Consider the following 26,425-nt stretch of genomic DNA (forward strand, 5'->3'; position numbering starts at 1 on the left):
AGCCATGGTGACACGCGAGCTTCGCTCAGCTCGCGGCGAGGCGCTGGAGGGCGCCGACCGCGACGTCGGTGCGGGTCGTGTACCAGAACGGGGGCAGCGACTTGCGGAGGAAGGCGCCGTACCCCCGGGCGGTCTCGAGGCGGGAGTCGAGGACCGCTACCACGCCCTTGTCGCCCGTCGAGCGGATCAGTCGGCCCACGCCCTGGGCCAGGCGGATCGCCGCGATCGGGACGCTCACCGAGGCGAACCCGGAGCCGCCGGCGGAGTCGACCGCGGCCGAGCGGGCCGCCGCCAGCGGCTCGTCGGGGCGGGGGAACGGCAGGCGGTCGATGACGACCAGCTGGCAGGCGTCGCCGGGGACGTCGACGCCCTGCCACAGGGACATGACGCCGAACAGGCAGCTCGGCCGGTCTTCCCGGAACTTGCGGACCAGCAGCGGCAGCGCTTCTTCGCCCTGGAGGAGGATCGGCAGATCGGTGCGGGCGCGCAGCAGCTCGGCCGCCTGGGTCGCGGCGCGGCGGGACGAGAACAGGCCGAGCGTGCGGCCGCCCAGCGCCGAGACCAGCTTCAGCAGTTCCTCGCCGGCGGCGTCGGGCAGGCCCGAGGCGGCCGGGCGGGGCAGGTGCGCCGCGACGTACAGGATGCCCTGCTTGGGATAGTCGAACGGCGAGCCGACGTCGAGCGACGTCCAGCCGTCGCCGGAGGCCGCAGGCGCCTCGGGCGTGAGCGCGCCGGGGGCGGCCGACTCGGCCACGGCGCCGCGGGCCGACGGCACGCTGGGCGCGGCGACCGGGAGGCCGAGCGAGCGGGCGACGGTGTCGAAACGGCCGCCCAGGGTGAGCGTGGCCGAGGTGGCGACCACCGTGCGGTCGGTGTAGAGGCCGTTGGAGAGCGTGCCGGCCACCGAGAGCGGCGCGACCACCAGGGCGCGGCGGCCGCTGCCCATGTCGGACTTCTCGACCCACGCCACGTCGAAGTCGGACTCTTCCAGCAGCCGCTGGGCGGTGTCGGACAGGTCACCGATGGAGGCCTTGGCCTGCTGTTTGCGTACCGGATCGGGATCGTCGCTCTTGATGTCGCCGATCGCGCTCAGCCCGGCGCGCGCGGCCGACTCGAGCAGGGTGACCGCCTGGTGCAGCGCCGGCGGCAGGCCGGTGGTGAGACGGCCCGCCGGCACGTCGGCGAGGCCGACCGTCAGCGCGTCGGCGGCCTCGGCCAGCGCCTCGGACGCGGCCTGCGGGATGAGCTTGCCGGCGCGCCGGGCCGAGCGCTCGATCGCGTCGGGGGTCAGCTCGGCCTGCGACGCCGAGGAGACCCGGTCGGCCAGCTCGTGCGCCTCGTCGATGATCAGCAGCTTGTGCGGCGGGACGATGTGCCGGTCGGCCAACATGTCGACGGCGAGCAGACTGTGGTTGGTGACCACCACGTCGGCCTCGCGGGCGCGGACGCGGGACGCCTCGGCGAAGCACTCGGCGCCGTACGGGCACTTGGCCGCGCCGACGCAGTCGCGGGCCGGCATCGACACCTGGCGCCAGGCCGTGTCGTCGACGCCGGGGTCGAGCTCGTCGCGGTCGCCGGTCGCCGTCTTCTCGGACCAGGAGCGCAGCCGCTGGATCTGTTTGCCGAGCTTGCCGGCCTCGCCGAGCCACTGGGTTTTCGGCGGCGCGTCGTCGAAGAGCGTGTCGGTGGGCTCTTCCTCGTCGGCATGTTCCATCTTTGCCATGCACAGGTAGTGGTGGCGGCCCTTGAGCACGGCGTACGTGGGGCGGCGGCCGAGGACCGGCTCGACCGCGTCGGCGAGGCGGGGCAGGTCGTGCTCGACGAGCTGGTTCTGCAGGGCGAGCGTCGCGGTGGAGACCACGACCGGGCCGTCGACGAGCAGAGCCGGCGTGAGGTACGCCAGCGACTTGCCGGTGCCCGTGCCGGCCTGGACCAGCAGGTGCTCACGGTCGCGCACGGCCTTGTCGATGGCGCTCGCCATGGCCTGCTGGCCCGGGCGGGTCGCCCCGCCGGGGACGGCGCCGACGGCGGCGGCCAGGAGTTCGTCAGCGGTGGCCTTCTTGCGGGTGGTGGCGGGCACGCACAGAAGGTACCCGCCACCACCGACAGAAGCCGACCACCGTTAGGGTTCTCGCATGCCGCACGACATGGTCCGGGTCGTCTACACGAAGTACGACGGCTCGGCCCACCGCGACTATCCGGCGCGCCGCTTCGACTCCGATGACCTGGGCGTCTGGCTCGGCGTGACCCGCGGGACGCCGTCGGTCTACCACGGCCGCCCGTCGGTCGAGCAGATCCCGTTCGTCCTGCTGATCCCGCATCACGCATGGTGGACCGGCATGTTCAACCCGCCCCCGCGCACCAGCGAGGTGTACTGCGACATCACCACGCCGGCTCGCTGGGAAGGCGACACGGTGCACATCATCGACCTCGACCTCGACGCGGTGCGCCGGCGCGAGACCGGCGCGGTCGAGCTGCGCGACGAGGACGAGTTCGACGAGCACCGGGTGCAGTTCGGCTACCCCGATTACCTGGTCGACGAGGCCCGCGCGGCCGCGAGCAAGCTGATGGGCGCGCTCGCCGACGGCAGCGAGCCGTTCGCCTCGCAGTACCACAAGTACCTAAATGAGGTCGCGTAGTTCCAGCTTGTTCGGGTTGAGCTGGTTGAAGAAGCCGGTGATCCGGCCGTCGTCGATCGCGACGCTCAGCACCGAGCACAACGGCCGCCCGTTCGCGAGGTGGCCGCGCGCGAGCAGGCCGAGTGAGCCGTTGACCAGCACGGTCTCGATCTCGACCTCACCTAGGCCGGCGATGATGCCGAGATAGAAGCGGGCCACCTTGTCGGCGCCGAAGACCGGGCGGGTGCCGACGCCGGGCACCAGGCCGCCGCCGTCGCCGATCGCGACCACGTCCGGCGCGAGCAGGGCCGCGAGGGCCTGCAGGTCGCCGCCGTTGGCCGCCTCGAGGAACGCGCCCAGCACCCGGCGCTGCTCGGTCAGGTCGGCGGTGTGCCGCACGCTGTCCTGCGCGACGGCCCGCCGGCCGCGGGAGGCGTGCTGGCGGGCGGCGGCCTCGGTGGTGTTGAGGACGGTGGCCACATCCTCGAAGGGCATGGCGAACGCGTCGTGCAGGACCAGCGCCACCCGTTGTTCCGGAGTCAGCTTCTCGAGGACCACCAGGAGCGCGAGGCCGACCTGGTCACTGATTTCCGCGCGGGCGGCGGGTCCGGCGTCGGGTTCCACGACGTACGACGGAAGCCACTGCCCCGGATAGGCCTCGCGGCTCACGCGGGCCGACTTGAGCACGTCGAGGCAGATGCGCCCGGTGACCGTGGTGAGCCAGCCGCGCAGGTCGTGGATCTCGCCGCCGTCGCGCGCCTTGGCGTAGCGCAGCCACGCCTCCTGCACCGCGTCCTCCGCCTCGGCGCGGCTACCGAGCATCCGGTAGGCGACGGCGATCAGGTGCGGCCGCTCGGCCTCGAACTCGGTGGCGGTCAGCGACGGCATGAGGGGATTCTGCGCGACATTGCCCGGGCACGGGTATCGGATGTGACACAGTAGTAAACACGCATTTCGTACGAATCGGATGGTGCACGGTGAACGGTGCGACTATCGCCGGTGGTCTGGCCGGCCTCGCCGGAGTGGCCGGCGCGGTCTCGGCCGGGACCGTCCTGATCCGCCGGCCACGGCCCTTCCAGCCGTCCGGGCACGCGATCGCCGCGCCCACGTCGATCGACCCGCTGCCCGAGGTGATCCGCCGCGGGCTGGGCGGCCTGACGGTTCCGGTCACGCCGGGACCGCACGGCGAGTTGTTCCTCGGACCCGGCGGGCCGCAACCCGGCCGTACGCTGCGGCGGCTCGTGCTCACCCCGCTCTTCGCCCGGATCGCCGGCCGCGGCGGCCGGCTCGCCCGCGAGCAGCAGACGCCGTTCCGGCTCGTCGTCGAGTTCACCGGCGCCATCCGCGAGGCGGAGACACTGCTGCGCGCGTACCGGATGCTCGACCAGCAATTGCGGGACCACGCCGGACTGCTCAGCCACAGCGACGGCGACACCCTCGTCCCGGGGGCGGTCACCGTCTCGGTGAGCGGCATCGTCGACGTACGCGAACTGCTCGCCACCCAGAGCGAGAGATACGCCTTCGCCGACGGCACCTTCGACGACCTCGGCTCCCGGTCGGCGCCGCCGGCCCTGGTGCCCACCATCAGCGAGCCCTGGAGCCGGCGGTTCGGCTGGGACGGCCGCGAGCCGATCTCCGCGGAGGAGCGGCATCTGCTGCATGCGCTGGTCCGCCAGGCGCACGAGGACGGCCGCACCGTACGGATCGCCGGGATCCCGGAGGGCTCGCGGCAGGCGCGGCGGGCGATCTGGACCGAGCTGGGCGCGGCCGGCGTCGACGTGATCGCCGACCGTGACCAGCGTGGACTCGCGGGCCATCTGCGCCGGCACCCGGTCTCGCGGCGAGCGCCGATCGCGCCGCTGCCGACCCGGGCGGTCCGGCGCTCCTCCCCACGACCGCATGCGCCCCGGCCGGACCGCCGGCACGAACCGGTGTAGCGACGGGTGTCACGGGGGACTTGGGCGAACGTCAGGTTAACCAGGAGGGACCGCTAGCATTCCTGGAGATCCATCCCGCCCTTCGATCGAGGTCCGCGCCGTGAAGTTCTCCTTCCGCCCCGTCGAGGGCGCTTTCTACGATCTCTTCACCAGCGCTGCGCACAATCTGGTCAAGGGCACCGAGCTCCTCAACGAGCTGGCGCTGCCGGGCGTCGACGTGCAGTCGGTCAGCGAGCGGCTGACCGATGTGGAGCACGACAGCGACCAGATCACCCACGACCTCTACAAGAAGATCAACTCCACGTTCATCACCCCGTTCGACCGGGCCGACATCTACTCCCTGGGCTCGCAGCTCGACGACGTGATGGACCACCTGGAGGCGGTCGGCAACCTCCTCTACCTGTACGGGCTCACCGAGCTGCCCTCGCTGCCGCGCGAGATGCACGAGCTGATCAACGTGCTCGACCAGCAGGCGAAGATCACCGCCGAGGCGATGCCGAGGCTGCGCGCCATGAAGGGTCTCGAGGAGTACTGGATCGAGATCAACCGGCTCGAGAACGACGGCGACCGCGCGTACCGGATGCTGCTGGTCCGCCTCTTCTCCGGCGAGTACGACGCGCTCACCGTGCTCAAGATGAAGGAGGTCGCCGACGAGCTGGAGGCCGCGTGCGACGCCTTCGAGCACGTGGCGAACACCGTCGAGACCATCGCGGTCAAGGAGTCCTAGGCCTTGTCCGCCGAGTTCGTCGCCGTCCTCGCGGTGATCGTGGTGGCGATGGTGTTCGACTACACCAACGGCTTCCACGACGCGGCCAACGCGATCGCCACCAGCGTCAGCACCCGCGCCCTCACGCCGCGGGTGGCGCTGCTGATGGCCGCCGCCGGCAACTTCATCGGCACCCACTTCGGCGAGAACGTCGCCAAGACGGTCAGCGGCATCATCACCGTGCCGACCTCGGTGGCCGGGCTCGGCGCGGTCTTCGCCGCCGTACTCGGCGCCATCGCGTGGAACCTGATCACCTGGTACTTCGGCCTGCCGTCGTCCTCGTCGCACGCGCTGATCGGCGGGCTGGTCGGCGCCGCGCTGGCCGCCGGCTACACGGTGCAGTGGGACGCGATCGTCCAGAAGGTGGTCATCCCGATGGTGGCCTCACCGTTGGTCGGCTTCGTGGCCGGCTTCCTGTTCATGCTCGCGATCATGTGGACCTTCCGCACCGGCCGGCCGGCCAAGCTCAACCGCGGCTTCCGGTACGCACAAACCGTGTCCGCCGCCGCGATGTCCGTCGGGCACGGCCTCCAGGACGCCGCCAAGACGATCGGCGTCATCGTGCTGGCCCTCCACGTGGGCGGCTTCCAGGACTCGACGTCGGAAATCCCGCAGTGGGCGTACTGGACGTCGGCGACGGTGCTGGCGCTCGGCACGTACGCCGGCGGCTGGCGCATCATCCGCACGCTGGGCCGCAAAATCATCGACCTGGGCCCGCCGGAGGGCTTCGCCGCCGAGACGGTCGCGAGCGTCCTGCTCTTCGTCTTCGGCATCAACCTGGGCGCCCCGATCAGCACGACCCACACGATCACGTCGGCCATCATGGGCGTCGGCGCGACGAAGAAGCTGTCGGCCGTCCGCTGGGGCGTGGCCGGCAACATCGTCGGCGCCTGGATCCTCACCTTCCCGGGCGCCGCGGCCATCGCCGCCATCCTGTACTTCGCGACCCGCCCGCTCTTCACCTGAGGCTCGGGGCGAGACATGGCGAACCTGAGAACCAGCCCCGAGACGACGGCAGAAGTCGCTCCGACGAAGAGGGCGGCCAAGAAGCCGGGCCCGCGGGCCAAGGGCGCCACCCTGACTCCGGGGCCGAGGCCGCGCTGCTCGCCGAGGCCGAAGCCGGGTACGACCCGGACGAGCTTGTGCCTCGGAAGACCGCGGGCCGGCCCTCGTTGTCCGCCGGCGGCGGGACATCGCATCGGATCAACGTTCGAGTGGACGATGAGATCTACAACGTCCTCCAGCGGGTGGCACGCGAATCCGGCCGACGGCCCAGCGAGCTTGTCCGGGAGGTTCTGCGGGCCGCGTACGGGCCGAAGTCCTGACGGCCGCCTACCGGCACGTCAACGGTGAGGTGCTGTCCTCCGCCCGGGGACGGCACCTCACCCGGTGACTCCTAGCGCGACCACCAGACGGTCGTGTCCGGCGGGATGGTCGCGACGCCCTCCTCGATCGTGACGGGACCGCTCGCGATCAGCAGCTCACCGGGCGCCGGAAGCGGGACCGGTGATCCGCTCATGTTGACGACGCAGCGGAACGCCTCACCCCGATCGAAGGCGAGCACCCCGTCGGGGGCGTCCCGCCAGGTCAGCTCGTCCGTGGCGGCCAGCACCTTGCGGCGCAGCGCAAGCGCGTCGCGGTACATGGTCAGCGTCGAGTCGGCCACGCCGTTCTGTGCCTCGACGCTGAGCTACGCCCACGACGACGGCTGCGGCAGCCACGACGGCCCGCCGGAAGGGCCGAAACCGTACGGCGCCGCCGTGCCCGACCACGGGATCAGCACCCGGCAGCCGTCGCGGTAGCCGTCCTGCCCGGCCGCCCGGTGGAATGCCGGGTCCTGCCGGACGGACGGCGGTAGGTCGACGACCTCGGGCAGGCCGAGCTCCTCGCCCTGGTAGAGGTACGCCGAGCCGGGCAGTGCCAGCAGCAGCAAAGATGCAGCCCGGGCCCGGCGCAGGCCGGCGGAAGCGTCGACCTCGGTGGGCCGGCGGCCGGCCACTTCGCCCTGGTTCTCCTGCATCAGGCGGTTGGTGTGCCGGACGACGTCGTGGTTGGAGAGCGTCCAGGTGGCCGGCGCGCCCACCGCGTCCATGGCCGCCAGCGAGGCGTCGATGATCGTCCGCTGCGCGGAGGCCTCCCACGGGGTGCTCATGTAGCTGAAGTTGAACGCCTGATGCAGCTCGTTGGGGCGGACGTAGTCGGCGACCCGGGCCAGCGTGGGCGCCCAGGCCTCGGCCACCGCGATGCGCTCGCCGGGGTACTCGTCGAGGATCCGGCGCCAGCTGCGATAGATGTCGTGCACGCCGGCCCGGTCGAAGCACGGGCTCTCGCCGACGTCGAGCAGGTGCCACGTGGCGTCCCGGCCGATGTCGGGCAGGCACTCCTCCTTGACCAGGCCGTGCGCCACGTCGATGCGGAAGCCGTCGACACCCAGGTCGAGCCAGAAGCGCAGGATCGTGCGGAACTCGTCGGCGACGGCCGGGTGGTCCCAGTTGAAGTCGGGCTGCTCGGGGGCGAACAGGTGCAGGTACCACTGTCCGTCGGCGACCCGCGTCCAGGCCGGTCCGCCGAAGATCGACGGCCAGTCGTTGGGCGGCAGCGAACCGTCCGGGCCGCGGCCGTCGCGGAAGTGGTATCGGCCGCGCAGCGGCGAGCCGGGTCCCTCGGCGAGCGCCTGCTGGAACCAGACATGCTGGTCGGAGGAGTGATTAGGAACAAGATCAACAATTATGCGTACGCCTGCGTCATGCGCATCGCCGACCAGTGCGCGCGCGTCCTCGACGGTGCCGAAGATCGGGTCGACGGTGCGGTAGTCGGCGACGTCGTACCCGGCGTCGGCCTGCGGGGACAGGTAGAAGGGCGAGAGCCAGACCGCGTCGACACCCAGGTCGCGCAGGTAGGGCAGGCGGCTGCGGACGCCGGGCAGGTCGCCGATGCCGTCGCCGTTCGCGTCGGCGAAACTGCGCGGGTAGATCTGGTAGATCACCGCGTCGCGCCACCAGGCTGGGGGTAGATCGCTCATGACGAGACGGTAGCAGGTTACTAACTCGTGTTACATCAGCGGTTTGATGGCGGAATCCCGAACGATGAGGGTGGTGCCGAGCAGTTGGTGCGGGTGCTGATCTTCCCCGCGGATGGCCGAGATGAGGAACGACGCGGCGCTGCGGCCCTTGGTGACGATCGGCTGCCGCACGGTGGTCAGACGCGGGCGGAACCAGGCCGACTCGGCGAGGTCGTCGAAACCGGTCACCGATACCTGATCGGGCACCGACCGCCCCAGCTCCTGGAGCGCGTCCACCGCGCCGTACGCGAGCATGTCGGAAAGCGCGAGAATCGCGGTCGGCGGATCTTCGCGGGCCATCAGGGCCTTGGTGGCGCGGTAGCCGTCGACCCGGGTCACCGGCACCTCGGCCAGCGCCACGTCGGCCATCGCCAGGCCCGAGCCGGCCAGGGCCTCGGCGATGCCGGTCATCCGGCGGCCGAGCGGGCCCCGGTAGCCGCGGGTGGCGACGTCGGGACCGGGGTCGATGGAGAGCACGCCGAGCCGTCGATGGCCAAGCTCCAGCAGGTAACGGGTGACCTCGTGGGCGCCGCCGCGGTCGTCGACCTCGACGCTCGGGGCGTTCTCGTACCGGTCGCTGTCGATCAGCACGAACGGGATCTGGCGGCGCTCCAGCTCGACCACTTCGGCGCCCTCGGTCTCGAGCCCGCACACGATGAAGCCGTCCACCGCCGCGTACGGAATCGCCTTGAGAACGGAATCCTGCAGCGGCGGCGTGAGCAGCAGCGTGTAACCCTCCTGGTCGCAGATCTGCCCGACGCCCATCAGGAAGCGGGCGTAGTACGGGTTCTCCATGATCTGGGCCAGCCGCTGCGGCAGCAGCACGCCGATCGAGTTGGTGGTGCCGGCCTGCAGCATCCGGGCCAGCGTGTTCGGGGTGTAACCGAGCTCGGCGGCGGCCGCGAGGATCCGCTCGCGGGTGGCCGCCGAGATGCGATGGGGGTTGTTGAACGCGAACGAGACGGCGGACCGGGAGACACCCGCGGCCGCGGCCACATCGCTCGACGTCGGCTTGCCGCCGACCTTTCTCGACGGCATCAGCTCACCATAGTCAGTATTGGACGCCGATCTCCTCACGGATGGCGTCGAGCAGCCCCATGACCTCCAAAGTGGTGGCATGCGGCATGAGCGGGCTCTCCAGCTCACCGGCCAGGATGCTGCGCTGCACCTCGATCGCCTCGAACTGGTAGCCGTTCCCCTCGAACGGAAACTGGAACGTCTCGGGCACCTTGCCGGCCCTCGTCAGGGTGAACTCGCGCGGCACGAAGAAGCCTGGCGGGATGTCGATCCGTCCCTCGGTGCCGGTGATCGAGGCGGCGTTGCGGCTCTCGCCGTTGATGCTGCAGGTCAGGGCCGCGACCGCGCCGGGCTGCCAGCCGAGCAGCACGCCGGTGTTTTCGTCGACGCCTTCCGGGGTCAGGTGCGCCCAGGACTGCACACTCGCCGGATTGCCCATGATCAGGTGGGCCAGGTGGATCGGGTAGACGCCGAGGTCGAGCAGCGCGCCGCCACCGAGCTGGGGGTTGCGCAGGCGATGCTCGGGCGGGAACGGGCCCTGGAGGCCGAAGTCGGCGTGGATCGCGCTGACCCAGCCGATCGCGCCCTCCTCGACCAGCTCGACGATCTTGCGGATGGCCGGGTTGAGGCGCATCCACATCGCCTCCATCAGGAAGACGTTCTTGGTGCGCGCGGCCTGCACGAGCTGGGCGGCCGACGCCAGGTCGAGCGTGATCGGCTTCTCCACCAGCACGGCCTTGCCGGCCTCGACGCAGATCAGCGCCGCGGCCAGATGCTGCGCGTGCGGGGTGGCCACGTAGACGACGTCGACGTCCGGGTCGGCGGCGAGCTCGGCGTAGGAGCCGTAGGAGCGGGCGAACCCGTAGCGCTCGGCGAACGCGGCGGCGGTCCCGGCGGATCGCGACCCGACGGCGGCGAGCTCGGCGCCCGGCACCAGCGGGAGATCCTTGGCGAACTGTGCGGCGATCCCGCCGGGGCCGACGATGCCCCAGCGGACCTTCTGTTCGGTCATGATCACTACCGTATCCCTCCAGCAAGTCCCCAAGAAAAGATTTCAGTCGAGTCAGGGGTGGCGGGCGGGGCGGTTGGATGGGGCAGGATCGACGGGGTGACCGACTCGAACCCTGCTGCCCTGACCTTTCCGATTCCGGAGGCCATGGTGCGCCGGGCCCGCGAGTTCCGCGGGGATCCGGCGCCCACGCGACCCGCGGCCACCGTCGTTCTCCTGCGCCCCGAGGGCGAGACATTCCAGCTGTACGTGTTGAAGCGCGCGGCCACCATGGTTTTCGGCGGCCTCCACGCCTTCCCGGGCGGCGGCGTCGACCCCTCCGACCGGCCCGAGACGATCCGCACCGACTGGGCCGAGCGGCTCGGTGTGCCCGGCGAGGAGGCCCGCGCGATCATCGGCGCGGCGGCCCGCGAGCTGTTCGAGGAGGCCGGCGTCCTGCTGGCCGGGCCCGTGGACGAGGTCGACCGGACGGTCAGCGACGGCACGCTGACCGGTGTGGTCACCCATGGGAGTGAGACGGCGGACGGAAACCACGTGGTCGGCGACGTCAGCGCCGAGGACTGGGAGGCCGACCGGGCCGCCCTGGCGGCGCGCAAGCTGACCATGACCGAACTGCTCGACCGGCGGGGACTGCGGCTGCGGGACGACCTGCTGCTGCCGTGGGCGCGGTGGATCACCCCGGAGTTCGAGCCCAAGCGTTTCGACACGTGGTTCTTCGTCGCTCTGCTGCCGGAAGGTCAGACGGCGCGCGACGTGTCCGGCGAGAGTGAGTCAGCCACGTGGATAAGCCCGGAGGCCGCCAACGGCCTGGCCATGCTCCCACCTACGAGGTCGACCGTGGACTCTCTGCGCCCGTACGGAAAAATTGCGGAAGTCATCGCGGCCTCGAGCCGCCGCAACGCCGCAAGCCCGGTCACGCCTCGCGTGGAAATGAAAGAAGACGGGAGCGCCATCTTGCACGTGGCGCTCCCGTCCTGACGCGGACGACTCAGCCGAAGCGGCCGGTGATGTAGTCCTCGGTCTTCTTCTGGGTCGGGTTGCTGAAGATCTTCTGGGTGTCGTCGTACTCGATCAGGCGGCCGGGGTCGCCCGTCTTGTCGATCGAGAAGAAGCCGGTCTTGTCGCTGACCCGGGCGGCCTGCTGCATGTTGTGCGTGACGATGATGATCGTGAAGCGGTCCTTCAGCTTGAACATCAGGTCCTCGATCGCCAGCGTCGAGATCGGGTCGAGCGCCGAGCAGGGCTCGTCCATGAGCACGACCTGCGGCTCGACGGCGATGGTGCGGGCGATGCAGAGACGCTGCTGCTGGCCGCCGGAGAGGCCGGCGCCGGGCCGGCCGAGCCGGTCCTTGACCTCTTCCCAGAGGTTCGCCGACTTCAGTGACTGCTCGGCGGCGTCGTCGAGGGCGGACTTCTTCTTGACGCCGTTGAGCTTGAGGCCGGCCACGACGTTCTCGTAGATCGACATCGTCGGGAACGGGTTGGGCCGCTGGAAGACCATGCCGATCATGCGACGGACCGCGGTGACGTCCACGTCCGCGTCGTAGACGTTCTGGTCGTCGATGGTCAGCCGGCCCTCGATGCGGGCGCCCGGCAGGACCTCGTGCATCCGGTTGATCGACCGGAGGAACGTGGACTTGCCGCAGCCGGACGGGCCGATCAGGGCCGTGATGGTCTTGGGCTCGACGGTCATCGAAATGCTGTCGATAGCCTTGAACGAGCCGTAGTACGAGGTGACGTTGCTCGCCTCGATGCGCTTGGCCATGTGGATTCCTCTTAACGGGTCAAACTGTTGCGACGGGCGAGCATCTTGGCGGCGATCGTCAGGACCAGCACGAGCGTGACCAGGGTCAGCGCGGCCGTCCAGGCCCGCGCGGGCGCGTACTTCGAGGCGTCTCCGGCCTGCTGATACACGAACAGCGCCAGCGAGGACTGGTTGCCGTTGAACGGGTCGAAGTTGATCGCGGCGGCGCCGCCGGCGACCAGCAGGACCGGTGCGGTCTCGCCGGCCGCGCGGGCGATGGCGAGCATGACGCCGGTGACGATGCCGGGCAGGGCGGTCGGGACGACGATCTTGAGGATCGTCTTCCACTGCGGCACGCCGAGTGCGTACGCGCCCTCCCGCAGCGGACCCGGCACCAGGCGCAGCATCTCTTCCGTCGACCGTACGATCGTGGGCAGCATCAGCACGGACAGCGCCAGTGCGGCGGCGAAGCCGGAGTAGCGCGGCTGCCCGTTGTTGAACCAGGGGCTCACGATCAGCACCCAGAACGACAGGATGAACAGACCGGCCACGATCGACGGGATACCGGTCATGACGTCCACGAAGAAGCGGACCGTGTTGGCGAACCGTCCCCGGCCGTACTCGACCAGGTAGATCGCGCCGAGCACGCCCAGCGGCACCGCGATCAGGGTGGCGACACCGACCTGCTCGAGCGTGCCGATGATCGCGTGGTACGCGCCGCCGTTGGCGTCGCGGGCGCCGATGTTGTTCATCGACGAGTTGAAGAAGTCGCCGTCGAGCCGGGCGGCGCCCTTGGAGACGAGTGTCCAGACCACCGAGGCCAGCGGGAGGATCGCCAGGATGCAGGCCGAGTAGATCAGCGACCGCCAGGCCCGGTTGCGGGCCGCGCGGCGACCCTCGATGCGGCCGGCGGCGACCAGGATCCCGACCAGGTAGAGGATCCAGCCGAGGACGACGACGAGCACCCAATTGCCGATGCCGAAGCCGTACACGATCGCGGCGGACAGGCCGAACGCGAGGACGGCGATGCCGAGGTTGAAGACCAGCGGCAGTTTCTTGCTGCGGATGTTGTCCGGCGTCATCACGACGCCGGAGAGGTCACTCTGCGTCATCAGGCTCATGCGGCGGCGTCCCGGAACTCGCGGCGGCGGTAGATGATCGCGCGGGCCGCCATGTTGACCACCAGGGTGATGGCGAACAGCACCAGGCCGGAGGCGATCAGAGCGCCGCGACCGGTGTCGTTGGCCTCGCCGAAGGTGTTGGCGATGTTGGCGGCGATCGAGTTACCGCCCACCTGGATCAGGTTGAACGAGATGCTGAAGACCGTGCCGAGGGTCAGCGCCAGGGCGATGGTCTCGCCGAGCGCGCGGCCGAGGCCGAGCATCACGGCGGCGATCACGCCGGGCTTGCCGTACGGCAGGACCGCGGTGCGGATCATCTCCCACTTGGTGGCGCCCAGGGCGAGGGCGGCCTCCTCGTTCATCCCCGGGGTCTGCTGGAAGACCTCACGGGAGAGCGAGGTGACGATCGGCAGCACCATGATCGCCAGCACCAGGGAGCCGAGCAGGATCGAGCGGCCGAACGGGCCGTCGCCGCCGAACAGCGGGATCCAGCTGAAGTACTTGTTGAGCCAGAGCGAGAAGTCCTGCACGGGCTGAGCGAACACGTCCCGGCCCCAGAGGCCGAAGACGACACTCGGTACGGCCGCGAGCAGGTCGATCACGAACCCGAGCGGGTTGGCCAGCCGCTTGGGAGCGTAATGCGAGAGGAACAGCGCGATGCCCAGGGCGATCGGCACCGCGACGATCAGCGCGATCACCGAGGACAGGACGGTGCCGAACGCGATGGCCGCGATGCCGAACTTCGGCTGCGCGTCGTTCGGGAACCACTGCTCGTAGCTGAAGAAGTTGACCGTGTTGTCACGCAGGGCCGGAACGGCCTTCGCGATCAGGAAGATCGCGATGGCCACGATGATGACCAGGACCATCGCGCCGGCCGAAACGGAAAGGCCACGGAACCCGGTCTCCATGGAGAACCGGGCCTTCTTGGGCAGGGCGCCCCCGCCGCCGATTGGGGGTTCTTCGTAACTGCTCGGCGAAACGCCGTTGCCGGCGGACCGGGCGTGACGTCCTGTCACACCCGGGCCGCCGGCGGTGGCGTTCGTCGAGCCGGTGGGGTAGTCACCCATCTGCTCGCTCGCTGTCGTCTCGGAGGGATTGACTTGTCAGCTATGGAGACCCGGGTCAGCTGATGGCGGCGACCGCGGTCGCGACCTTCGAGCGAACCGTCTCGGGCAGCGGGGCGTAGCCGAGCTCGCCGAGCGCCGACTGGCCACCGGTGCTCGAGGTGTAGTTCAGGAAGGCCTTGATGTCGGCCGCCTTCGAGGAGCCCTTCTCGCAGGCGATCTCGTAGGTGACCAGGACGACCGGGTACGCGCCGGCGGTGGTGGTGTTGTAGTCGATCGACATCTTGAGGTCGTTGCCGGTGCCGGTGATCTTGGCGCCCTCGATGGTCTTGCCGGCGCTGTCGCCGGTCAGCTCGGTGAACTCACCGGCGCCGTTCTTGATCTTCGCCTTCTTCAGGTCGCTGTTCTCGGCGAAGGAGAGCTCGACGTAGCTGAGGGTGCCGGCGGTGCTCTTCACCAGGCTGGCGATGCCGTCCGAGCCCTTGGCGCCGGTGCCGCCCGGTGCCTTCCACGCCTTGGCGTTGCTGAAGGTCCAGTCGGCCTCGGCGGCCTTGCTCAGGTACTTGGTGAAGTTGTCGGTGGTGCCCGACTCGTCCGAGCGGTGGACGGTCTGGATGGCGGTCGACGGCAGCTTGGCGCCGGTGTTCAGCGCGGCGATGGCCGGGTCGTCCCACTTGGTGATCTTGCCAGCGAAGATCTTGGCGATGGTCGAGGCGTCGAGCTGCAGGTTGTCGACACCGTCCACGTTGTAGACGACCGCGATCGGGCCGACCACCATCGGGAGGTTGATCGCCGGGCCGCTGGCGCACTTGGCGTCGGCCTGCTTCTGCTCGTCATCCTTGAGGGCCGAGTCGGAGCCGGCGAAATCGGCCGTGCCCGAGATGAAGGCCTGGATGCCGGCGCCGGAACCGGTGCCCTGGTAGTCGACCTTGGCGCCGGAACACTGGGCGCTGTAGTTCTTGATCCACTCGTCCATGGCGTTCTTCTGAGCCGTCGACCCCTGGGCCGTCAGGCTGCCGGTGCCGCAGCTCCCCGGGGCGGCGGAAGCGCCCGAGCTCCCGGCTCCGTCGGAAGTGTTGTCCGAGCCGCAGGCGGCGAGCGCGAGCGTCGCAGTCAAAGCAATGCCGGCGAGGTAACCGGACCGCTGGAGCTTCACGATTTTCCCTTCGAGGTGAGGTGCACATGCCGATCTCTCATCGGCACACCCCGAAGCTAAGAGGGCGAGGTAGCCGGTTAGCCGGTCGCAAATGAACGCGCGGTGAACACGTATGCCACTCAAGTTTGCTTTCTACTGAGCCCGAGTTGTCCGTTCCGTTAACCCGGTGAGAGAAGTCGGACATGTCTGGAATATCTCCCGGGCGTTTACCGCCCCGAGATCGCCGCTTGTCCATCCCGTGACGCAAGAGACTCGCGGGGCTTAGGTTCTCGGCCATGGGTTCCTTCGAACTCGGCACCGACGGGCCCGGCGCGATCGTCGTCGGCGTCGACGGCACCCCCACGTCCATGCGCGCCGCCGCGTACGCGGCCGGCCTCGCGCGCCGGCAGCACACCAGACTGATCGCGGTCTACGCCCGCAGCGCCCGCACCACGCTGATCACGCTGGCCGACCACAGCGGCACGGCGATGAACGCCGTGCTGGAGGCGCAGGAGGACCTGGAACGTCAGTTGCGGTCCGAGATCGGCGCGTGGGGCGCGGACACCGAGCTGATCGTCCGGCAGGGCGACCCACTCAGCGTGCTCTCCGAGGTGGCAAGGGAAACCCGCGCCGACGCGGTGATCGTGGGCTCGTCGACCAGCGTCGGCCACCGCATCGCCGGCTCGTTGGCGATCCGCCTGGTCCGCTGCGGGAAGTGGCCGGTCACCGTGGTCCCCTGAGGCGGTGCGACGATGGATAGTTGCCATGTTTATGGTTGCCATGTTTAGCTTGGAACGTGGAGACGGTGGGGGCGTTGTTGTGGCGGGTCACCAACCGGTGGCGTGCCGCGGTTGATCGAGGGCTGGCGCCCTTGGGGCTCACGCACGCTCAGTACTCGCTGATGGCCACGCTCTACGGCATGGGCCGCGAGGGAATCACACCCAGCCAGCGGGAGCTCGGCGCGCGGGCCGGGTTCGAGCCCATGTACGTCTCCAAGGTGGCTCGCCAGCTCGAGCAGGCCGGACTGCTCGCGCGGGCCCGCCACCCGAACGATCCGCGGGCCTTCGGGCTCGCGCTCACCGAGCGTGGCGCCGAGGTCATTCTGCGGGCGATTCCGGTCGTCCGCGGGCTGCAGGCCGAGTTGACCGCGCCGATCGGCGGGCCCGAGGGGGCGCGCGCCAAGGAGCTCGCCGATGTTCTTCGTGTGCTGCTGGGATTGGAGTGAATGTGCCCACTTTGACCGGACAGACCATCGCCGAGGCGCAGGGCGCGGTGCGCGCCCTGCTCGACCGGACGCTCGCGGGCAGCGGGCTGACCAGCAACGAGTACGTGGCCCTGCGCGTCGCCGACGCGCGCCGGGTGGACGATCTCGCGGGGTTCCTCGCGGGTCAACGGCAACTGAACCTTGATCAGGTAGCGGCGGGCGCACTGGTGACCGGCCTGCAGCGACGCGGGCTGTTGTGCGAGGGAGCGATCACCCCGGCCGGGATGGAGCTCTTCGAACGGGTCAACGCACGGGTGGCGGCGACGACCGCGCAGCTCTACGAGGCCTTGAACGAGGATGACCTCGCCACGACCCAGCGGGTGCTGACCGAGGTGATCAACCGCGCGCAGACGATCAGCGCTGGTAGTTGACGTCGGTCTTGAAGATCTCGAAGCCGAGCTTTCGGTAGAGGGCCACGGCCGCGGTGTTCGACTCGTCGACGTACAGCAGGGCCTGGGTGAGGCCGGTGTCCGCGAGATGGCGGAGGCCGGCCACGCTCAGCGCCACGCCCAGGCCGCGCCGATGGCCGCCGGGGTCGACGCCGAGCACGTAGATCTCGCCCAGCGCGGGGTCGTCGCCCGCCGGCGGGTGGACCTTGGTCCAGTGGAAGCCGAGCAATTTGTCTGAGATGTCCACGGCGAGCAGGAAGCCGGCCGGATCGAACCACGGCTCGGCCTCGCGCAGCCGCAGATCGGCGAGGGTCCACTGGCCCTGCTCGGGGTGATGGGCGAAGGCCCGCGAGTTGACCTCGAGCCAGGCCTGCTCGTCGTGACCGGGCCGGAAGTGCCGGAGGGTCACGCCGTCCGGAAGCGTCGAGGTGGAGCCGGGAAGATCGGCGAGCGACCGACGCATCTGCCAAAGAACCCGTGCACGCTTAAATCCGGTTTTTTCGGCCAGGGCCGCCGCGCCGGGCAGGTCACCATGCGCCCAGAAGGCCAACGGACCGTCGCCGGAAGACGCCAGCAGGGCCGAACCGAAACCGCGCCGCCGATACGAAGGGTGTACAACCAGCTCCCCGGACCCGGCATAGCCGGCGACAACGCCGTCGGCATAGGCGAGCAGGTGGGCGCCGCCCCCGTGCCGTACGCGGAGAACCGTGTCTTCGGAGAGGGGGTAAACCCCGTCGGCCTGCTCCGCGGCGGTGGCCAACGCGAGAACGTCAGCCACCGCAGCGTCGCTCAACCGGTCGATCGACCGGACATCCGTCATGAACGAGAGTGTGTCAGACCGGCAGCGAGACCGGCTCGTTGTCGGGCAGCTGGCGACCGTTCGGCGGGACCACGAACTTGTAGCCCACCTGGCGCACGGTGCCGATCATCGACTCGTACTCGGATCCGAGCTTGGCGCGCAGCCGCCGCACGTGCACGTCGACCGTGCGGGTGCCGCCGAAGTAGTCGTAGCCCCAGACCTCGCGCAGCAGCTGGTCGCGGGTGAACACCCGGCCGGGGTGCTGCGCCAGGAACTTGAGCAGCTCGAACTCCTTGTAGGTGAGGTCGAGCGGGCGGCCCTTGAGCTTCGCCGCGTACGTGTCGGGGTCGATGTTGAGTTCGCCGGCCCGGACGGAGCCCCCGGCTCCGGCGGTCGAGTTGTTGAGCCGGCCGACGCCCAGGCGCAGCCGGGCCTCGACCTCGGCGGGGCCGGCGCTGGCCAGGATGACGTCGTCGACGCCCCAGTCGGCGTTGAGCGCGATCAGGCCGGCCTCGGTGACGACCGCGACGAGCGGGACGCCGATGCCGGTCGCGTGCAGCATGCGGCACGTGGCGCGGGCCTCGGAGAGCTCGGAACGGGCGTCCACCAGCACGGCGTCGGGGCTGGGCCCGGACACCAGGGTGCGGACGTCGCGGGGCGCGGTGCGTACGGAGTGGGGAAGCAGATCCAGCGCGGGCAGCACAGCGGAAGGTTCACCGGCACGAGCTGTCACCAACAGAAGGATTTCCACACTCACCTCCGTCCTTGCGGCGCTCAAGGGCCGCTAGGGTGACCCGGCTTGCGGCGCGTCACACGCCACTCCCGGAGGACTGTTTCCCCGGCGTCACCGACGGGTGGGCTGGCGTTACCTTAACCGATACATCCGCTCGATCACCTCGATCGTTCGTGCAAGTGATGTAGTGAACGCTCGTGAGGTGACCGTTCAGGCTATTCGTAACAAGCCTTTTACACGGGTGCTCTGGCGACCGGTCGCGATTTTTGCAGGAGGCGAGGAATTGGGTCCCGGCAGCGATTCTGGCACCATCGCAGGCGTGTTCCCCTCCATGCCGCAGGACGACGCCTGGGATGCCGACGCGTCGCGCGAGATCGCGCGCTCGGGCCCGGGCCGGCCGGCCGCGGGCTTTTACGGCGCCGTGCCCGACGACGAGTCGACTCCCAGCGGCGACGAGCCGGACGACGCCGAGGAGGATCTCGAGGAAATCGAGGTCGCCCCGGTCCGGCGGCAGCTGTCGCTGGCGATCGCGGGCTTCGCCGGGCTGCTCGGCCTCGGGCTCGCGCTGGGCGCCCAGACCTCCGCGCCCGACAACCGCCTGCCGTACGCGATCGTGCTCTTCGGCGTGCAGCTGCTCTATCTGCTCGCCTGGATCATGGCCTTGCACCCGCCGGCGGCGAGTGCGACGGCGGGCGTCTGCGCGGTGGTCGCGCTGGTTGCCGACTATTTCGCGGTCACGAGTACGCCCGCCCGACTGTCCCCGCTGATCTTTGTGGCGCTCGGGGGATTCGCAGCGGCGATTGTCGGTCCGCTATTCCGGGCGGAGGACCGCGCGCGCCTCAAGGATTCCTGGCGCGCGACCCTGTTGATCGTGCTCGGCGTCGTGGCGTACGCGATCCCGATGATCCTCACCCGCCAGCCGATCGGCACCCAGACGATGATCGTCAGCGCCGTCGGCGCGGGGGTGGCCCTGCTGGTCGCCCGGCTGACCGACGCGATCTTCCCGAAGCCGCGGATAGCGCTCCAAGTGCCGCGGGGCGCGACCGGCGTGGTGCTGGGCGCGATGCTCGGCACGCTGGCCTCGGCCGCCCTCGGCAGCGTGCTGGTGCTGCCGTTCACCCCGGCCAAGGGCGCGATCGTCGGCCTGGTCGCGGCGGTGGTGGCGAGCGTGGTCGACCTCGCGGTCAACTTCGGCGAGGCGGGCCGCCGGCTGGCCGGTGACGAGCCGACCTTCTGGGTGGCCCGGCACATGCAGGGACCGCTGGGCGCGTTCGCGCTGACCGCCCCGGCCGCGTACGCGCTGGCGCACTGGTACCTCTCGTAACGGTTTCGCCGGGGCCTACCGGAGGGCATGTACCGTCCCAACCACAGTCGATGGTCGGGAGGACCGGTGAGCGAGACGTACCCGCGGCGGCGCTGGGGACGACGCCTCTTCATCAGCTTCATCGTGCTGCTGATCCTGGTGGCCGCGGCGCTCGCGGTCGCCGACCGGGTCGCCGTCTCCTACGCCGAGCGCACGATCGGCGACCGGGTGGCGCAGCAGGTCACCGACCAGAAGGCGACCAGCGAGAAGCCCGACGTGACCATCGAGGGATTCCCGTTCCTCACCCAGGTCGCCCGCGGCGTCTACGACGAGATCAAGATCAAGCTGGCCGACTTCTCCGGCCCGGCCGGCGATGGCCGCACGATCAAGATCAAGCTGCTCGACATCCGCGCCAACGACGTGACCGCGCCGCTCGACACCCTGCGCACCGGCAACGGGAACATCACCGCGGGCACGGTAACCGGCTCGGGGCTCATCGACTACGCGCAGCTCGCCCAGCTCGTCGGGCAGCCCGGCGTGAAGCTCGCCGAGAACGACGGCAAGCTGGTCGTCTCGGCGCCCGTGACGGCGCTCGGCCAGACCGTCGACGTCAGCGGCACGGCCGACCTGGCGGTCAAGGGCAATGTGGTTCAGGTGCGTTTCAGCGATGTGAAGGCGGAGGGTCTGCCCGACAACGCGCTCGTGCGCGGCCTGATCAACTCGTACGTCGAGAAGCTGGCCTTCAACCTCACCGTGCCGGCGTTGCCGCTGGATCTGCAGGTGCAGAAGGTCGAACCGCAGGCCGACGGCCTGAAAATCACCGCCGAGGCGAGCAACGTGGCGCTCAACTCGGTCGGCCTGTGACCCCGGACTCGTTCCCGGATGGTGGTCGAGGCTGTTCCGAGGTCTGGAACCGCTGGTAGGGTCGTTTTCCATGAGCCCGTTGCTCACCAAGAGGCGTGCGGTCGACCTGTGCCGCATGGCCGCCTGCCTGTGTCGCCCTGTCATCTGACGGGGCCACTAATGCTGAGCACCTTCTAGCTCTCGCTCTCCGAAAAGCCCGGCAGTGGCGCCGTCGCACAAGCACGAGATCTTCAAGTCTGGGTCCCGCGCGGGGTGCGACCAAACCTCCGTGCGCTGACTCTCCCCCTCCACCCACCAAGGGAGTGAACCGATGAGTCGCGACACCGCACTCGTCTCGGCCGACTGGGCCGAGAAGAACCTCGAAACACCGGGCATCGTCTTCGTCGAGGTCGACGAGGACACCACCGCCTACGACGGCGGCCACATCCCCGGCGCCATCAAGATCGACTGGAAGAAGGACCTGCAGGACCCGGTCCGGCGGGACTTCGTCAACCAGGAGCAGTTCTCCGCTCTCCTCTCCGAGCGCGGCATCTCCAACAACGACAAGGTCGTGCTCTACGGCGGCAACAACAACTGGTTCGCCGCGTACGCGTACTGGTACTTCAAGCTCTACGGCCACGGCGACGTCGTGCTGGTCGACGGTGGCCGCAAGAAGTGGGAGCTCGACGCCCGCCCGTACTCGAAGGACGTGCCGGCCCGGGAGAAGACCTCCTACCAGGCCTCCGCGCCCGACCTGTCGATCCGCGCGTTCCGCGACGAGGTCGTCCAGGCCATCGGCGTGAAGAACCTGGTCGACGTGCGCAGCCCCGACGAGTTCGCGGGCCGCCTGCTCGCCCCCGCCCACCTGCCGCAGGAGCAGTCGCAGCGGGCCGGCCACATCCCCACGGCGATCAGCGTGCCGTGGAGCAAGGCCGCGAACGAGGACGGCACGTTCAAGTCCGACGACGAGCTCGCCAAGATCTACGGCGACGCGGGCCTCGACGGCAGCAAGGACACCATCGCGTACTGCCGGATCGGCGAGCGCTCCTCGCACACGTGGTTCGTGCTCAAGGAGCTGCTCGGCCAGCAGAACGTGAAGAACTACGACGGATCCTGGACCGAGTACGGCTCGCTCATCGGCGTGCCGATCGCGCTCGGCGACGAGCCCGGGAAGGCGTGATCACATGACTTCTCCGTCCAACATCGCGGCCGGTTGCGCCGCTCCCGATCAGTCGGCGCCCCTCCCCGCCAGCGTCGACCTCGAGAAGGAAACCGTCATCACCGGCCTGGTGAACAACGCCGACGGTGAGGCGGTCGGCGGCGCGTACGTGCGCCTGCTCGACGGCTCCGGCGAGTTCACCGCCGAGGTCGTCACCTCGCCCGAGGGCGTGTTCCGGTTCTTCGCCGCGCCGGGGTCATGGACCCTGCGCGCGCTGAGCCGGGCCGGCAACGGCGAAGTGATCGTCGACGCCACCCGTGGCGTCAACGAGGTCGCGATCAGCGTGGCCGCGGCCTAGCCCGCGCTCTGATACGGAAAGGGCGGGACCCGACGGGTCCCGCCCTTTCCTATGTCTCTGAAGGAGCCGCGGACCCGCCCACGACCACCGCGGTCGGCGGCACCTCGGGCCGCCGGCGGGACAGCCGCCGGATGCCGGTGTTCAGCACCGCGATCAGCGGCACCGCGACGAGCGCGCCGATGATGCCGGCCAGCGTCGCACCGCAGGCGATCCCGATGATCACGACCAGCGGGTGGATCGCCACCGCACGGCCCATGATCAGCGGCTGGAGGACGTGACCCTCCACCTGCTGCACCAGGATCACCGCGCCCAGCAGGACCAGCGCGATCACCCAGCCCTGGTCGACCAGCGCCACCAGCACCGCCACCGCACCCGACACGCTCGCGCCGATGATCGGGATGAACGCGCCCAGGAAAACCAGCGCCGCCAGCGGGAACGGGAACGGGATGTCCAGGATCACCAGCGCGGTGCCGATGCCGACCGCGTCGATGAACGCCACCAGCACGGTCGCCCGCACGTACGCGCCGAGCGTCACCCACGAGGCGTCACCGGCGTCGGCCAGCGACCAGCGGGCCTGCACCGGGAACAGCCGCACGATGAACCGCCAGATCTTCCGGCCGTCGCGCAGAAAGAAGAAGGTCGAGAACAGCACCAGCAGGATGCCGGTCACGATCTCGAACAGGGTCGCCGCGGTCGCGATGCCGGTCGAGGTCAGCTGCGAGGTGTGCTCGTTCACCCACTGCTGAGCGTTGTCGATCGCCTGGTTCACCTGCGCGTCCGACAGGTGCAGCGGACCCGTGCGCGCCCAGTTCTGGATCTGCCGTACGCCGTCGCTCGCCTTCTGCGTCAGCTCGCCGACGCCGTCGACGAACTGGGTGATCACCAGCGTCAGCGTGCCCGCCACCGCGGCGATGCCGCAGATCAGCACGAGGAACGTCGCCAGCGAGCGGGGCACTCGCTGCTTGAGCAGCCAGCGGACCGCCGGAGCGAGCAGCGCCGAGAGCAGCAGGGAGATCGCCAGCGGAACCACGACGATGCTGACGATGCCGATGAAGTGCAGCAGCGCCCAGCCGACCACGCCGACGACGATCAGCCGCCAGCTCCAGGCGGCGGCGATCCGCAGCGAATGCGGCACCTCGGCGTCGTCCCGGCTGTTCGTCGAGTCTTGCACCACCTCGGGCTCGACCGGCGGCGGCACGAATTCATCATCGTCGTCGTCGTCCGTGTCCGGTTCCCCCGTCACGGCCTCGTCGGTGCGCGCCTGACGCACCGAATCCCGGCCCGAGTCGTACGCCCGACGCAGGTTGTCACGGACTCGCTGCAAACGGCTCAACCGGCCTACCCCCTCGCCGTAGCGGCGCCGCGGCGCGGCACGCGGTAACCACCGTAGTGGTCCCGCGCCGCAGAGTGCCCGCCGGACCGGGAGGCAGGCGGGCATTCCGGGCGGCGTACCGTCTGCAATCGTGAGCGCCGACACCCGCACCGAGGCCGGACTGCCGATCCGGATGCTGCATGATCGCGTACTTGTCCGACAGGACGGCGGCGAAGGGGAGCGGCGGTCATCGGCCGGGATCGTGATCCCGGCCACCGCGTCGGTCGGCCGCCGGCTGTCCTGGGCCACGGCGGTGGGAATCGGCCCCAACGTCCGCTCGATCGCGGTCGGCGACCGCGTCCTGTTCGACCCCGACGACCGCTCCGAGGTCGAGCTCCACGGCCGCGAGTACGTCCTGCTCCGCGAGCGCGACGTCCACGCCGTAGCCGCCAGCCGCGTCGAATCCGACGGAACCGGGCTGTATCTCTAGGCTTCCAGGACGCTGGGTTACTCCGGGCGCGCCGCGTCCGGGCGGGTGGGTGGTTCGCTTTCCGACGATGACACGTACGGGCGTGGGGGCTCGACGGGCTGCGTCGAGGGTTCGGCGTACCCGGCTGCTGGGGTGGGCGGCCCCGACGCTGGTCCCGGCGCGAACGGCGGCGGGCCATCGTAACCCGGTGTCGCCGAGTTGCCGTAATCCGGAGTAGCGGGCCGGACATACGGGTTCGGCACGTTGCCGCTGCCGTAACCCGGGGCTCCCTGACCCGGTGACCCATAGCCCGAGGCTCCGTAACCCGAAGCGCCGTAACCCGGGGCTCCTTGGCTCGGAGCGCCGTAGCCGGGAGCGCCATAGCCCGGGGCTCCCTGATTCGGTGAGCCGTAGCCGGGAGCGCCATAGCCCGGAGCGCCGTAACCCGGAGCGCCCTGACTCGGAGCGCCATAGCCGGGAGCGCCATAGCCCGGGGCTCCGTAACCCGGACCGCCGTAACCCGGGGCGCCCTGGCCCGGTGAGCCGTAGCCCGGACCGCCATAGCCGGGCGCGCCGTAACCCGGACCGCCGTAGGCGGGTGGGCCGTAGCCGGGCATCGCGTAGGCGGGTGGGGGCGGTGGCAGCCGGATCGGGACCGGGACCACCGGGTCGGCGGGCGGAGGAAGAATGCGGGGGACGCCGTCGGGGAAGACGATGTGGTAGTTGAGGCCGTCCCAGAAGGACTGCGGGGTGGTCGGGTCCTTCGCCGTGAAGGACTGGCGGTAGGTCTGGATCTCCTGCAGGAGGCGGTGTTCCTCCGAGGTCGTGCGGTATTGGTCGGTCGGGGTGGTGTGCAGGCCCCGCTGCATGCCGTCTCGGAGAAGGGCCAGGTGGGTGGCGGCGAACTGGAATTCGCGCATCGCCCTCTGGCCCGAGACGCCGGCCACACGCTTGGCCCACTGGCGAGCGGAGTGGCGGCGGCCGAGGCTGCCGAGGGACGCCACCTCGGGCGGGGAGAACCATCCGGCCCGGACGTAGAGGGGAAGGACGCGCTCGGTGAGCCGGCCCTCCCAGGCGCGCAGGGCGATGGCGAAGCCGACCACGGCGAAGAACAACGGGACCATGAAGCCGAGGTAGCCGTAGAGCATGATGAACGGCTTCTCGAGGCTGGCCGAGAGCGTGGGCAGCAGGTTGAACGTGCCGTGCAGGATCATCGCGAGCAGCAGGCCGGCGATCGGGGCGAGCCAGCGGACCCGGCGGTCGCCGGAGCGGGCCGAGATGCCCAGGCCGATGCCGGTCATCGAGGTGAACAGCGGGTGTGCGAAGCCGGTGAACAGGATGCGCACGATGAAGATCAGAAATAGGTTCTGGAGGCCGGTGGCGGGGCCGTACTCCTGTGCGCCCGTCGCGTAGCCGTGCTTCCCGAGGTAAAGGACGTTTTCCACCATCGCGAAGCCGAGCGCCGACATGCCGCAGTACACGATGCCGTCGGTGATGCCGGACCACTCGCTGCGGCGGCGCCAGAGCAGCAGGACCGGGCCCAGCGCCTTCATCGACTCCTCGATGAAGGGGGCGACCAGCACGGCGACCAGGGCGTCGGGGAAGCCCCAGCGGTCGAAGAGCTTCGACGCCTCGGTGTTGACCAGCAGGGCCGCGGCGGTGGCGATCGCGGCGCCCCAGGTGAAGCAGAAGGCCAGGTAGCGAATCGGCTCGGGCTCGTAGCGGTCGAGCCAGAGGAAGCTGGCGACCAGCAGCGGCACGGGGAGGACCGCGGCGATCAGGCCGACGGTCAGGCCGGTGAGGCCGATGTCGACGCCCAGGAAGAAGAGCATGCCGACCGCGCCGGCCAGCAGGAAGCCGACGACGCCGACCATCGGAAGCCAGCGCCGCCAGCCCATCGTGCGGCCGATGGACTGGGTCGGGACGGCCGCGTCGGCCGGGAGATAGGCGGCCGGAAGACCGCCAGCCTGAAGAGCGCCAGCCTGAAGAGAGCCGGCCTGAAGAGAGCCGGCCTGAAGAGAGCCGGCTGGAACAGAACCGGCCGGAACAGGGCCGGCCGGGACAGCGCCGGCGTAGACGGCGTCGGGGCCCGGGGGCTGCTCGAAGGCCGCGCCGGCCGGCAACGCGCCGACCGACGGGTCGGAGGCGAACGCCTGCGTGGGCAGCGCCGACGGGTGCGGCACGGCCTGAGTCGGGGCGCTCTGGTCGGGCGGCCCGCCCGGCGAAACGTCGGCCATGCCGCCAGCGTAGTCACCCGGACGGGTGGGGGCGGCCCCGCGGGCCGCGGGCCGGCTGAAGTGGGCACGTGCCCACTTCAAGTGGGC

At 70.1% G+C, this 26,425-nt stretch carries 26 protein-coding genes and 1 pseudogene; 14 read left to right on the forward strand and 13 right to left on the reverse strand.

Annotation, left to right across the window (positions count from 1 at the left end; all coding sequences use genetic code 11):
• Positions 1-25 precede the first annotated feature (25 nt).
• Entirely contained in the window at positions 26-2,080 is a 2,055-nt protein-coding gene (locus ACIA5D_RS34925; RefSeq protein WP_396034673.1) for an ATP-dependent DNA helicase, read from the reverse strand.
• A gap of 55 nt (positions 2,081-2,135) precedes the next feature.
• On the opposite strand from ACIA5D_RS34925, the gene ACIA5D_RS34930 reads away from it, so the two are divergent.
• The gene (locus ACIA5D_RS34930; RefSeq protein WP_396034674.1) at positions 2,136-2,639 is read left to right on the forward strand and encodes a DUF402 domain-containing protein; all 504 of its coding nucleotides are present in this window, start codon (positions 2,136-2,138) and stop codon (positions 2,637-2,639) included.
• Here ACIA5D_RS34930 and sigJ read toward each other — a convergent pair.
• Entirely contained in the window at positions 2,622-3,506 is an 885-nt protein-coding gene (sigJ, locus tag ACIA5D_RS34935) for an RNA polymerase sigma factor SigJ (RefSeq protein WP_396034675.1), read from the reverse strand. The two genes, ACIA5D_RS34930 and sigJ, sit on opposite strands and share 18 nt — an antisense overlap.
• A gap of 89 nt (positions 3,507-3,595) precedes the next feature.
• Between sigJ and ACIA5D_RS34940 the strand changes: the two genes are divergently transcribed.
• From ACIA5D_RS34940 to ACIA5D_RS34950, 3 genes are all read left to right on the forward strand, one after another.
• A complete protein-coding gene (locus tag ACIA5D_RS34940) occupies positions 3,596-4,555 on the forward strand; it encodes a hypothetical protein (RefSeq protein ID WP_396034676.1) in 960 nt (319 codons plus the stop codon).
• A gap of 100 nt (positions 4,556-4,655) precedes the next feature.
• Positions 4,656-5,282: a DUF47 domain-containing protein gene (locus tag ACIA5D_RS34945; protein WP_396034677.1), complete on the forward strand. Its 627-nt coding sequence runs from the start codon at positions 4,656-4,658 to the stop codon at positions 5,280-5,282.
• A gap of 3 nt (positions 5,283-5,285) precedes the next feature.
• Positions 5,286-6,287, forward strand: coding sequence for an anion permease (locus ACIA5D_RS34950; RefSeq protein ID WP_396034678.1), 1,002 nt, complete (start codon positions 5,286-5,288; stop codon positions 6,285-6,287).
• A 430-nt stretch (positions 6,288-6,717) separates the two neighbouring features.
• Here the strand turns inward: ACIA5D_RS34950 and ACIA5D_RS34955 are convergent.
• The 3 genes and pseudogenes from ACIA5D_RS34955 to ACIA5D_RS34965 form a co-directional block, all read right to left on the reverse strand.
• Positions 6,718-8,343, reverse strand: a pseudogene (locus tag ACIA5D_RS34955) (glycoside hydrolase family 13 protein).
• A gap of 30 nt (positions 8,344-8,373) precedes the next feature.
• Positions 8,374-9,420: a LacI family DNA-binding transcriptional regulator gene (locus ACIA5D_RS34960; protein ID WP_396034679.1), complete on the reverse strand. Its 1,047-nt coding sequence runs from the start codon at positions 9,418-9,420 to the stop codon at positions 8,374-8,376.
• A 13-nt stretch (positions 9,421-9,433) separates the two neighbouring features.
• On the reverse strand, positions 9,434-10,411 hold the full coding sequence (locus ACIA5D_RS34965) for a Gfo/Idh/MocA family protein (protein ID WP_396034680.1): 978 nt from the start codon (positions 10,409-10,411) through the stop codon (positions 9,434-9,436).
• Positions 10,412-10,555: 144 nt separating this feature from the next.
• On the opposite strand from ACIA5D_RS34965, the gene ACIA5D_RS34970 reads away from it, so the two are divergent.
• The gene (locus ACIA5D_RS34970; protein WP_396034770.1) at positions 10,556-11,386 is read left to right on the forward strand and encodes an NUDIX hydrolase; all 831 of its coding nucleotides are present in this window, start codon (positions 10,556-10,558) and stop codon (positions 11,384-11,386) included.
• A 10-nt stretch (positions 11,387-11,396) separates the two neighbouring features.
• On the opposite strand, the gene pstB is transcribed toward ACIA5D_RS34970, so the two are convergent.
• From pstB to pstS, 4 genes are read right to left on the reverse strand one after another with little or no spacing between them, the layout of a single operon-like run.
• Positions 11,397-12,173, reverse strand: a complete 777-nt coding sequence (gene pstB, locus ACIA5D_RS34975; RefSeq protein ID WP_396034681.1) for a phosphate ABC transporter ATP-binding protein PstB — start codon at positions 12,171-12,173, stop codon at positions 11,397-11,399.
• A gap of 11 nt (positions 12,174-12,184) precedes the next feature.
• Entirely contained in the window at positions 12,185-13,234 is a 1,050-nt protein-coding gene (pstA, locus tag ACIA5D_RS34980; RefSeq protein ID WP_396034771.1) for a phosphate ABC transporter permease PstA, read from the reverse strand.
• Between the two features lie 35 nt (positions 13,235-13,269).
• On the reverse strand, positions 13,270-14,340 hold the full coding sequence (gene pstC / locus ACIA5D_RS34985) for a phosphate ABC transporter permease subunit PstC (RefSeq protein WP_396034682.1): 1,071 nt from the start codon (positions 14,338-14,340) through the stop codon (positions 13,270-13,272).
• 55 nt (positions 14,341-14,395) lie between these two features.
• Positions 14,396-15,493 (reverse strand): phosphate ABC transporter substrate-binding protein PstS, encoded by a 1,098-nt coding sequence (gene pstS / locus ACIA5D_RS34990; RefSeq protein ID WP_396034683.1) that lies wholly within the window; start codon positions 15,491-15,493, stop codon positions 14,396-14,398.
• A gap of 275 nt (positions 15,494-15,768) precedes the next feature.
• Here pstS and ACIA5D_RS34995 point away from each other — a divergent pair, with 275 nt between their 5' ends.
• The 3 genes from ACIA5D_RS34995 to ACIA5D_RS35005 are packed head-to-tail and all read left to right on the forward strand — an operon-like array spanning position 15,769 to position 17,107.
• A complete protein-coding gene (locus ACIA5D_RS34995) occupies positions 15,769-16,212 on the forward strand; it encodes a universal stress protein (protein WP_396034684.1) in 444 nt (147 codons plus the stop codon).
• A 56-nt stretch (positions 16,213-16,268) separates the two neighbouring features.
• On the forward strand, positions 16,269-16,697 hold the full coding sequence (locus tag ACIA5D_RS35000; protein ID WP_396034685.1) for a MarR family winged helix-turn-helix transcriptional regulator: 429 nt from the start codon (positions 16,269-16,271) through the stop codon (positions 16,695-16,697).
• Between the two features lie 11 nt (positions 16,698-16,708).
• Entirely contained in the window at positions 16,709-17,107 is a 399-nt protein-coding gene (locus ACIA5D_RS35005; RefSeq protein ID WP_396034686.1) for a MarR family winged helix-turn-helix transcriptional regulator, read from the forward strand.
• Here ACIA5D_RS35005 and mshD read toward each other — a convergent pair.
• Complete coding sequence (gene mshD / locus ACIA5D_RS35010) at positions 17,091-17,945, reverse strand: mycothiol synthase (protein ID WP_396034687.1); 855 nt, start codon at positions 17,943-17,945, stop codon at positions 17,091-17,093. The genes ACIA5D_RS35005 and mshD overlap by 17 nt on opposite strands.
• Positions 17,946-17,958: 13 nt before the next feature.
• Positions 17,959-18,675, reverse strand: coding sequence for a winged-helix domain-containing protein (locus tag ACIA5D_RS35015; protein WP_396034688.1), 717 nt, complete (start codon positions 18,673-18,675; stop codon positions 17,959-17,961).
• Between the two features lie 313 nt (positions 18,676-18,988).
• Between ACIA5D_RS35015 and ACIA5D_RS35020 the strand changes: the two genes are divergently transcribed.
• From ACIA5D_RS35020 to ACIA5D_RS35040, 5 genes are all read left to right on the forward strand, one after another.
• Complete coding sequence (locus tag ACIA5D_RS35020) at positions 18,989-19,981, forward strand: hypothetical protein (RefSeq protein ID WP_396034772.1); 993 nt, start codon at positions 18,989-18,991, stop codon at positions 19,979-19,981.
• Positions 19,982-20,047: 66 nt separating this feature from the next.
• Positions 20,048-20,824 carry a DUF2993 domain-containing protein gene (locus tag ACIA5D_RS35025; protein ID WP_396034689.1) on the forward strand — a complete coding sequence of 259 codons (777 nt, stop codon included), beginning with the start codon at positions 20,048-20,050 and terminating at the stop codon, positions 20,822-20,824.
• A 70-nt stretch (positions 20,825-20,894) separates the two neighbouring features.
• On the forward strand, positions 20,895-20,972 hold the full coding sequence (locus ACIA5D_RS35030; RefSeq protein ID WP_322112171.1) for an Ms5788A family Cys-rich leader peptide: 78 nt from the start codon (positions 20,895-20,897) through the stop codon (positions 20,970-20,972).
• Positions 20,973-21,134: 162 nt separating this feature from the next.
• Positions 21,135-21,983 carry a sulfurtransferase gene (locus ACIA5D_RS35035; protein WP_396034690.1) on the forward strand — a complete coding sequence of 283 codons (849 nt, stop codon included), beginning with the start codon at positions 21,135-21,137 and terminating at the stop codon, positions 21,981-21,983.
• A 4-nt stretch (positions 21,984-21,987) separates the two neighbouring features.
• Positions 21,988-22,320 carry a DUF1416 domain-containing protein gene (locus ACIA5D_RS35040; RefSeq protein WP_396034691.1) on the forward strand — a complete coding sequence of 111 codons (333 nt, stop codon included), beginning with the start codon at positions 21,988-21,990 and terminating at the stop codon, positions 22,318-22,320.
• A 49-nt stretch (positions 22,321-22,369) separates the two neighbouring features.
• On the opposite strand, the gene ACIA5D_RS35045 is transcribed toward ACIA5D_RS35040, so the two are convergent.
• A complete protein-coding gene (locus tag ACIA5D_RS35045) occupies positions 22,370-23,653 on the reverse strand; it encodes an AI-2E family transporter (protein ID WP_396034692.1) in 1,284 nt (427 codons plus the stop codon).
• 172 nt (positions 23,654-23,825) lie between these two features.
• Here ACIA5D_RS35045 and ACIA5D_RS35050 point away from each other — a divergent pair, with 172 nt between their 5' ends.
• Positions 23,826-24,122 carry a GroES family chaperonin gene (locus tag ACIA5D_RS35050; protein ID WP_396034773.1) on the forward strand — a complete coding sequence of 99 codons (297 nt, stop codon included), beginning with the start codon at positions 23,826-23,828 and terminating at the stop codon, positions 24,120-24,122.
• A gap of 17 nt (positions 24,123-24,139) precedes the next feature.
• On the opposite strand, the gene ACIA5D_RS35055 is transcribed toward ACIA5D_RS35050, so the two are convergent.
• Positions 24,140-26,338 (reverse strand): PrsW family glutamic-type intramembrane protease, encoded by a 2,199-nt coding sequence (locus ACIA5D_RS35055; RefSeq protein WP_396034693.1) that lies wholly within the window; start codon positions 26,336-26,338, stop codon positions 24,140-24,142.
• Between the last annotated feature and the right edge of the window lie 87 nt (positions 26,339-26,425).

Origin of the sequence: Actinoplanes sp. NPDC051513 (assembly GCF_044454685.1) — a bacterium.
Taxonomy (GTDB): Bacteria; Actinomycetota; Actinomycetes; order Mycobacteriales; family Micromonosporaceae; genus Actinoplanes.

Excerpts from the sequence above, each read along its gene's own strand:
- ACIA5D_RS34930 (WP_396034674.1), top strand. The coding sequence starts at position 2,136 with ATGCCGCACGACATGGTCCGGGTCGTCTACACGAAGTACGACGGCTCG.
- sigJ (WP_396034675.1), bottom strand. The coding sequence starts at position 3,506 with ATGCCGTCGCTGACCGCCACCGAGTTCGAGGCCGAGCGGCCGCACCTG.
- ACIA5D_RS34960 (WP_396034679.1), bottom strand. The coding sequence starts at position 9,420 with ATGCCGTCGAGAAAGGTCGGCGGCAAGCCGACGTCGAGCGATGTGGCC.
- ACIA5D_RS34965 (WP_396034680.1), bottom strand. The coding sequence starts at position 10,411 with ATGACCGAACAGAAGGTCCGCTGGGGCATCGTCGGCCCCGGCGGGATC.
- ACIA5D_RS34970 (WP_396034770.1), top strand. The coding sequence starts at position 10,556 with ATGGTGCGCCGGGCCCGCGAGTTCCGCGGGGATCCGGCGCCCACGCGA.
- pstB (WP_396034681.1), bottom strand. The coding sequence starts at position 12,173 with ATGGCCAAGCGCATCGAGGCGAGCAACGTCACCTCGTACTACGGCTCG.
- pstA (WP_396034771.1), bottom strand. The coding sequence starts at position 13,234 with ATGACGCCGGACAACATCCGCAGCAAGAAACTGCCGCTGGTCTTCAAC.
- pstC (WP_396034682.1), bottom strand. The coding sequence starts at position 14,340 with ATGGGTGACTACCCCACCGGCTCGACGAACGCCACCGCCGGCGGCCCG.
- ACIA5D_RS34995 (WP_396034684.1), top strand. The coding sequence starts at position 15,769 with ATGGGTTCCTTCGAACTCGGCACCGACGGGCCCGGCGCGATCGTCGTC.
- mshD (WP_396034687.1), bottom strand. The coding sequence starts at position 17,945 with ATGACGGATGTCCGGTCGATCGACCGGTTGAGCGACGCTGCGGTGGCT.
- ACIA5D_RS35020 (WP_396034772.1), top strand. The coding sequence starts at position 18,989 with ATGCCGCAGGACGACGCCTGGGATGCCGACGCGTCGCGCGAGATCGCG.
- ACIA5D_RS35030 (WP_322112171.1), top strand. The coding sequence starts at position 20,895 with ATGAGCCCGTTGCTCACCAAGAGGCGTGCGGTCGACCTGTGCCGCATG.
- ACIA5D_RS35035 (WP_396034690.1), top strand. The coding sequence starts at position 21,135 with ATGAGTCGCGACACCGCACTCGTCTCGGCCGACTGGGCCGAGAAGAAC.
- ACIA5D_RS35040 (WP_396034691.1), top strand. The coding sequence starts at position 21,988 with ATGACTTCTCCGTCCAACATCGCGGCCGGTTGCGCCGCTCCCGATCAG.
- ACIA5D_RS35050 (WP_396034773.1), top strand. The coding sequence starts at position 23,826 with ATGCTGCATGATCGCGTACTTGTCCGACAGGACGGCGGCGAAGGGGAG.
- ACIA5D_RS35055 (WP_396034693.1), bottom strand. The coding sequence starts at position 26,338 with ATGGCCGACGTTTCGCCGGGCGGGCCGCCCGACCAGAGCGCCCCGACT.